The sequence below is a fragment of the Ilyomonas limi genome (assembly GCF_005233845.1).
In the GTDB taxonomy this organism is placed as follows: Bacteria; Bacteroidota; Bacteroidia; order Chitinophagales; family Chitinophagaceae; genus Ilyomonas; species Ilyomonas limi.
Window position 1 is genome coordinate 178,634 of sequence record NZ_SZQL01000013.1, and the last position, 7,994, is coordinate 186,627.

The following is a 7,994-nucleotide window of genomic DNA, read 5'->3' on the forward strand; positions in this document are numbered from 1 at the left end:
CAATAATTGCTTATCAGTTGTTGTGTATTTGTTTGAAGAATACCCACACTTCACCCGGCTTTGTGCCTTCTATGCCTTCCTGGTATTTACTCATCAGTGTATTCCATTTCATCATTTGTGGATTGCCCTCCGTTGTTCTCGGATTCAGCCCGTCCAATGTTTTCCCTTTTGGTATGCTAATGACGAGCATCAATTGCCTGCCGCTTTTAAAACAGAGCAACTGCTGAAAGTCAGCATTGCAAAAGCCTTTCGTCACACCGGGAAATTGTTCAAATTGTGTAGCATGATAAGCTAAGTATTGCTCCTGCGCCTTTTTATCAGCTACCAGATTGGCTGTTAAAATAATATTGTCCCAATCTTTTGCAACTACGGTATCAGTACAGTGTTGCTGCTTGCTGAACTGATAATACATATTGAAATAAGCTTTGACGTTTGCATCGGGGAAAGCTTTATGCAGCTTGCTTTGCATGTTGCCGGGATCAGCTATGTTATCGAAGATCACATAATGGTTATGCCATTGATAAAGGGCATTGCTATCTATATTATTTTCTGCAAGCAACTGTTGCAGCTTTTCAATATTCAATGCATCATTTTGTTGAGTAATGATCTCGATGATTTCTTTATGTTGTTGGTTGATGGACTGCTTTACCGTACTTGCTGTTTTCTCTTTTAACAGCGATTGATATTGTGGTTGCAAACCGCTGTTTTGTTTGATAGCTGCATCTACCTGCGGACCATTATTGCTCCACATATTACCCGGACCATTTGCATTTTGTAAATATTTAGTGGAAGGTGTCCAGTTATTTTTTATGGTGAGGTACGATGAACCTTCATCGGTGTATAAATAAAACCAATGCGAGGGCAGATGTGCATACGGCGCTTTAAAAATACTGTCCACATAATTCTCTTCAATAAAAGAATTGGCCTGGGCGCTCAATGTATAAATGCCGCTGCAATCGTAATTGTGTTTACCGTAATGATGAATTTTATTGACGATGATCCTGTTATTCTTCATCGCATTGGGCGCAGCATTCCAGCCCCAGCCCATACTAATACCGGTATAGCTTACATTCTCCACTTCATTGTGCTCAACAAGCGAATTTTTTGTATAACCTAAGCCGATGCCCACACAGCCCCAGTCTTCATTGGTAACATCAGTAATAAGGTTATTGCTGATGTGCATACTATCACATACTTCACGATCGTCTGTTGGATTGTATGTCTGATGAATTTCAGCCCCTTCATCGGTAAAAACACCAGCCAGTATGCTACTGCCACCAATATCTTTAAAAAGATTGCCAATTACAGTGTTATTATGTGTGCCTTTGTTAAAATCTAAACCGGTTGAAGCCAAATGTTCAAACCGGCAATTACTAATAGTTACATTTTCTGCATAGTTCACCTGCACCGCAGCAGCCGGTCGGCCTATCCAGGCCTGATTATCCAAATTCGGTTTATCCGTTGTGCCGGCGGGCTTTAACTTATAAGCATCGGTCATGAAAAATCCAGCCTGGTGCGGCACATGTCCCTGCTGCGAAGGGCGCAGCCAGCCTGTATGTTCAAATGCAATACCATTGATAAAAAAATGCTGAACAGGATGATCAATCGTTCCTTCCATCTTTACCAATGTCTCCAGCACGGGTGCTGTTACCGTTGCCGTTGAAAGGCGTTCGCTTTTGCGTGGCCAGTAATATATTTTTTGATGTGCAACATCCAGATACCATTCGCCGGGTTCGTCTAAAAATTGGATGGCATTGGTTAAATAAAAAGCTGAGTTGCCCGTTTCTGTTGAGATCCAGGGTGCAGGCCAGGGATGCTCATTCTGTATGTTGCTTTCGGGTTGATAAAAGGAAAGCTTGCTGCTATCGCCGTGTACTTCTATTTTTTTTACTCTTAATACAGCAGTAGCCCACCATTGATGAATGAACATTTCGAGTGAAGAGGCGTTGGCAAGATCGTTTGTATGTGGTGTGGGTATCCAGCAGGTACCTGTTGTATGATCCCACGATAAAATACGATGCATGGTATCGCCATTGCCGTCTTTTGCCCGCACTGCTTTTATATTATTCACCCAAAACTGCCTGAAGTTGAGTGGCACACCATTTTGCACAGGTACATCCGCCACCCAAACTTTTCCTCTGGCAACAGCAGGTAAGCCTCCAATATTTTCCTTTAATAAATGCCAGCCGGTTATTGATATGCCGCCGCTGAATACCGGTTGTTCATTGGCTGCTGCCTCCATGTAAGTTGGACTTTCTTTTGTGCCTGCATCTTCAGAACGAATGAATAATGGTTCATAAAATTGATACACACCACCACCAACAATAATATGTATGCCATTAAAAACTGATGGATTATTTAACCGCCGCATTTCCCTCGCCTTGCGTAATGCCCTGGCAACGGTTGTAAAGGGAGCATCTTTTGTGCCTGCATTCTTATCGGAACCATTTACTGCTACATAAATATTAGCAGCAGCGGCGGTAAGTGGCAGTATTAAAGTAAGCACTACAATACAGGCAACCAGTTGTTTCATCAGGCAAGCTCCTATGTGTTTATTCAATCAAAATGGCCGATAAATGTAGAACTGCATGTCTGCTAAAAGAATAACTATATTCACTACAATGATGGATGATCTTACTATAATAAAAAGTAGAATTTTTCTACCTGGTCAGTTGAGAGGGATAAATAAAGAATAAGGACTTTGTTTTACAAGCCTTGTGCAGGATGCATCTACAACTATATCAGTAAAAAGCCAGGGGCGTTTTCACCGCCCTTTCATAGCGTGCCAGCATTGCATTGTGTAAGCATTAACTTCGGCTGCTCATGAACTATTTCATCTGTGTAGAATCAATATTACTCAATGCTTTTTGCATCTTCTTTATATCCTTTTTTGTAACGGGAAGAATGGTTCCGTGTTTATGCCCTTCCGGGATAGATATTTCTTTTGTAGCATCAGTAAATGTTTTAAAGTCTTTTGTTTTGATGGCTTCAAAATCCTTATTTCTATAGGCATCGAAATAAATAAACCATTCCTCTTTTACATGCGCTACAGTAGGACCTTCGGTGTATGCACCTGTTAATGCTGATGAAACGTTTGCAAACGGACCAATGGGCGTTTTTCCAAAAGCTACTTTTATACTTCTTTCATTTCTCGTATTGTCTTTAAACACCAGCACATAATCTTTATCACCACGTTTTACCAGCGTTGCATCAATGGAACTAAACCCGGGATCAAAAAATAATTTTGGTTTCGTAAAGTTCTTAAAATCTGTTGTAGAGATATAATATAACCGATGATTATTAAATTCATCTTCAATCCCTTTATCAAAACGGTACGGAATAGTGGATGCCCATATAATCATGTAATTGTTTACTTCCTCATTATAAAACCATTCCGGCGCCCATACATTTACAACTGTTGGTTCCTCTTTCATTACAGGCATATATTGTTCCTTGCTCCAATGTATAAGATCGGCTGAACTGGCATAGCCAAAACCATTATTACCTTTCCATTCGGTTGTCCATACCAGATGATAAATGCCATTTTTATCTTTTATCATCGAAGGGTCTCTCATTATTTTTTCTTTGCCAACAAGCGGCTTTAAAAAAATATGGTTGAAATAAGTCCAGTGTTTCCCATCGTAACTATACATCAGCCGTAACCCCTCTTTTGCAGGCTCATTGAACGAAGTATATAACCATGCTTTTTTTGATGAGGTGCAGGCACACAATAGCATTACAATACAACATACAAAAACATTAAAATAATTGGTATTTTTCATGACGCTTTTTCCAGTATTAGCACCCAGTCGTTACCATCTTTTACTTCACCAGGTGTATTAAAGGTGTGTGTCCCTTTATTATCATAGCTATTCACATATTGTTTATCGCCATTGCGCGGATTATACCAATATGCTTTGGATTTTTTGCCATCGAGCAAAGCCATGTTTACTTCAATATCTTTTCCATTATAAGTATAAATAAAAGTAAAAGCACTTCCCTTAAATGCTGCCAGCCGTTCATATTTATCCCCGCTGTTCAATACCATATTTTGTGCAGGTTTGCCCGTTTCAAATGGAACGGATAATAGCAGTTTGGACAGATATTTCATTTGTTCAGCGCCTTCGGCATTTATTGCCTGGTGCCATGTTTGCTTTGCACCATAGGCAACAGTTTTATCACCTATGCGCAAAAACTGCATCACAGCATTATTACCATAGGTAAAGCCACAACCACCGGCAAACACGCTCCAATAAGCATATCTTCTCACATCTGCTGCCTGCCAGGGTGGTTGTGTTGTGTCGTGCAAACCATGTGGAATAGCTTCATACGATGGCTCCGCATCAAGCACGGGTTTTAAAGGTTGTAATGTATATGCATCATTGATGTAGCGCCAGTTGTCTTCGCCATATTTCAAATCGGTCGCAGCCGTATCCTGCCGATAATCTTTATGACCGGATTGTACCATATTAAAGTTTAACCAGGACTGATTATTAAACCATTCGCCCGATTGCCTTCTGCCTACCGGATGAAAGGTGATGAGATGATTTTTATCGTATTCCTGCAGTGTTTCACCAATAGCATTCCATACCTCCATATGATTGGCTCCTGCAATATCACCACCATTCATCCAGATAACATTGCTGTAATTTTTATATCGCTGCGCTAAAAATTTTGCATACACTTTAGCCTGTTCAATTGTAACGCCACCACCTTTTACATTAGTTCCCCAAACAGGTACCATTGCGAGGTACAAACCGTTTGCCTCGGCTTCGCTCAACGCATAATCCACATTATCCCAGTAATCATAATTGGCATACTGTACAAAGTTGCTGCCTGCTATGGTATCGGGCATGGCAATATTACGATTGTGTAAAGCCGAATCGCCATACACATTGGTTGCGACAAGCGAATGCAGCAACATTACCTGCACTACATTAAAGCCCTGCTCTTTTCTTTGTCTGAAATACGATGTCATTGCTTCGCGGTTCAGCTTGCTAAGCAACAGCCAGCCTGTATCGCCCAGCCAGAAAAAAGGCTTACCCTCTACCGTTGTAAAGTACCTGCCGTTGGATGATATTTTAAGTAAAGGCAAAGGCTTTGCGCTTGCATTACAGGCAATCATCAGGACAATTAGAAATAATATGTTTTTTTTATTGAGCATCTGAATTTTATTTTAGCCAAAGCAGTAGCGTGAATGCAAGCGTATATATTTTACCCGATACTTTATACATCGTAAACCATCAATAAATCAGCTCATCTTGCTATCAACATTTAATGCTTACCGTTTATATAAGCTGCTGCTTTAGAACAGAAAAATGCAATTGTGCATTTCAATTTTTTTCGTATCCCGCAGCGATTACAAGAGTACTGAAGAATATTTATGCAACGCTTAATAAGTGGTGTATTTATCTACGAAAACGTTTTAGAAAAGTACTTATACAAGCAATCGGTAAAGAGCTGCGACAAATTTTTAAAATAGCCTGAATGCAAAAACTGTAATACGCAAGACAATTATCAAACAAAAAGAATAAAATTGGTTGAGCATTGATTATTATTATTATTTCTTGTCCAGCCAACACCGAAGTGTATCAAAGGGACACGCGTATATTGTTTCTGCCAGCTCCTCAATCGTTTCCGTAGAAAAATCAAGCAGTCATTCTACTCATTCATATTTTCGTGCAAACACAAACAGTAGTGCGTGTGTAACCTTTTATTTATGATGAAAATGGCTGACAGAAAATCAAGTAACAGGCATAGCATGTTCATGATGTTCAACCAATAAAACTGAACGAAAGAATACATAAGCAGTTATAGCTTTACATTACATTAAGGAATGAAATAGCAACGGAGAAATTTGTAATAAATAGCTCATTAATTATAGTAAAATTTTATTGACGAGCAATCATTCTGAGGTGATGGTTTCCCGCTTTACTCCATTTTTTATTATGTTTACGCATGAAGAAAAGCATTGTCATTGCCATATTAATCACTTGCTTCAGGTGGTTATCTGTCTTCCGCACAAAGAACAACCAATGATAAAAATGAATGGAAAAACAACTCAACAAAAGATATAAGACATGTGGTGCGATAAGTATTGGATCAGGCAAATACAATTATGAAATAATCAATTACGTAAAATGATTAAAAATTTATTTTTTGTTGCTGCATGTTGCTTATTTGCCCGGGCGGTTGATGCGCAATCAAATTATAAAGTGGTAAGCCAGCAAACCATGCAGCAGGTGTATGATGAAGTAAAAACACCTTACAAATACGGACTTGTAATTGCAACACACGACACACTGAAAAAAGCAGATTGCCCAACCGTGTTCCGCTACAACAACGATTGGTATATGAGTTATATCGTTTTTAATGGTAAAGGTTACGAAACTTTGCTGGCTCAAAGCAATGACCTGCTGCATTGGAAAACGTTGGGTAACCTATTATCATTTTCGAGCGATACGAGTTTGTGGGATGCCAATCAGAAAGCTGGCTATACAGGGTTGCAGGATGATCAATGGAATGGAAGTTATCAATTGTTGCAATACGATAATAAATATTGGATGACATACATTGGTGGCAAAGTAAAAGGTTATGAGGCAGGGAACTTAAGCATTGGCATTGCATATACAAATGGCGATCCTTCAAAGCCGCATGAATGGCACAGGTTACCGCAACCTGTGTTAACAAAAGATGATAAAGATGTACGCTGGTGGGAGAACCGCAAGCTTTTTAAAAGCACTGTTGTTTGGGATAAACTAAAAACAACAGGTCACCCCTTTGTGATGTATTACAATGCCAATGGCGATACAACCGGCGTGAAGCAAACACAATGGTTTGAGCGTATTGGCATGGCCGTATCTGATGATATGATACACTGGCAACGTTATCAAACCGAACCTGTCTTGATGCATGGGCAAGGCATCACGGGCGATCCAGTTATTCAAAAAATCGGCGATCTCTGGGTCATGTTTTATTTCGGTGCTTTCTGGAAAGATAAAGATGGGGCGTTCAATCGCTTTGCCTGTTCGTATGATATGGTGCACTGGACCGACTGGAAGGGTGATGATCTCATTAAGCCATCAGAAGATTATGACAAGCGTTATGCACATAAACCTTTTATATTAAAATACAATGGAGTTGTTTATCATTTTTACTGCGCGGTAGATGATAAAGATAATCGTGGCATTGCTGTAGCCACATCCAAAGATTTAGGTAAATCCGGCGTTCAGTTCTAATCAATTATTGCAAAGTGTTCAAGACCATTTTTGTATTCATCCTGTTTTCTTTTATAACAATTAAAGCCTTTACACAAAGTAAGGGCAGTGTTGCTTATAATGCACTGGTACAAAAGTTTCAATCACCGCCAGAAGAAGTAAAACCCTGGGTTTTTTGGTATTGGATGAATGCTGCCGTTAGCAAAGAAGGTATTAAAAAAGACCTTATTGCAATGAAGGAGAATGGTATTGGCGGTGCTTATTTGATGCCCATATCAGGCGCTCCGGATTCTCCTTTTATTCAGACGCCGGTGGTGCAGTTAACACCGCTTTGGTGGGATATGATTCGCTACACTTTTCAGGTGGCAGACAGCCTGCACTTTAAATTAGCCATGCACGATTGTGATGGCTTTGCTCTGGCAGGTGGCCCCTGGATCACACCAGAAAAATCTATGCAAAAAGTTGTATGGACCAAAACTATTATTGATGGCGGAAAGATGTATGACAGCATTTTAGCACAACCCGAAACCAGAAAAAATTATTATAAAGATATAGCGGTATTTGCCTACCCTGCTAAGGCATATAATGGCGTTTCCACTTATACCATGCAGCCAACTGTAACAACCAACGTAGCCGATGCTGATGCATCGGTGCTGGAGATTTCGCTGATATTGACCACTCCATTTCGCTACAAGCTGACCACTGCATTTCGGAGCAAATTGACCAGGTGATTTCGCTATAAATTGACCACCTGTTTTCGGTAGAAGAGCTGCGGCT

At 40.0% G+C, this 7,994-nt stretch carries 5 protein-coding genes; 2 read left to right on the forward strand and 3 right to left on the reverse strand.

The annotated features are described in order from the left end of the window. Positions 1-13 precede the first annotated feature (13 nt). The 3 genes from FC093_RS16160 to FC093_RS16170 all read right to left on the reverse strand — a co-directional run bounded on the left by FC093_RS16160 (position 14) and on the right by FC093_RS16170 (position 5,164). Entirely contained in the window at positions 14-2,533 is a 2,520-nt protein-coding gene (locus tag FC093_RS16160; protein WP_137262843.1) for an L-rhamnose mutarotase, read from the reverse strand. Between the two features lie 295 nt (positions 2,534-2,828). Continuing rightward, positions 2,829-3,782 carry a glycoside hydrolase family 43 protein gene (locus FC093_RS16165; protein ID WP_137262844.1) on the reverse strand — a complete coding sequence of 318 codons (954 nt, stop codon included), beginning with the start codon at positions 3,780-3,782 and terminating at the stop codon, positions 2,829-2,831. Continuing rightward, entirely contained in the window at positions 3,779-5,164 is a 1,386-nt protein-coding gene (locus FC093_RS16170) for a glycoside hydrolase family 140 protein (protein WP_137262845.1), read from the reverse strand. The genes FC093_RS16165 and FC093_RS16170 overlap by 4 nt, the downstream gene beginning before the upstream one ends. A gap of 976 nt (positions 5,165-6,140) precedes the next feature. Here FC093_RS16170 and FC093_RS16175 point away from each other — a divergent pair. Together FC093_RS16175 and FC093_RS16180 are read left to right on the forward strand one after the other, a co-directional pair. Next, positions 6,141-7,238 (forward strand): glycoside hydrolase family protein, encoded by a 1,098-nt coding sequence (locus FC093_RS16175; RefSeq protein WP_137262846.1) that lies wholly within the window; start codon positions 6,141-6,143, stop codon positions 7,236-7,238. A gap of 14 nt (positions 7,239-7,252) precedes the next feature. Then, on the forward strand, positions 7,253-7,948 hold the full coding sequence (locus FC093_RS16180; RefSeq protein ID WP_240743331.1) for a glycosyl hydrolase: 696 nt from the start codon (positions 7,253-7,255) through the stop codon (positions 7,946-7,948). The last annotated feature ends 46 nt before the right edge of the window (positions 7,949-7,994 follow it).

Excerpts from the sequence above, each read along its gene's own strand:
- FC093_RS16160 (WP_137262843.1), bottom strand. The coding sequence starts at position 2,533 with ATGAAACAACTGGTTGCCTGTATTGTAGTGCTTACTTTAATACTGCCA.
- FC093_RS16165 (WP_137262844.1), bottom strand. The coding sequence starts at position 3,782 with ATGAAAAATACCAATTATTTTAATGTTTTTGTATGTTGTATTGTAATG.
- FC093_RS16170 (WP_137262845.1), bottom strand. The coding sequence starts at position 5,164 with ATGCTCAATAAAAAAAACATATTATTTCTAATTGTCCTGATGATTGCC.
- FC093_RS16175 (WP_137262846.1), top strand. The coding sequence starts at position 6,141 with ATGATTAAAAATTTATTTTTTGTTGCTGCATGTTGCTTATTTGCCCGG.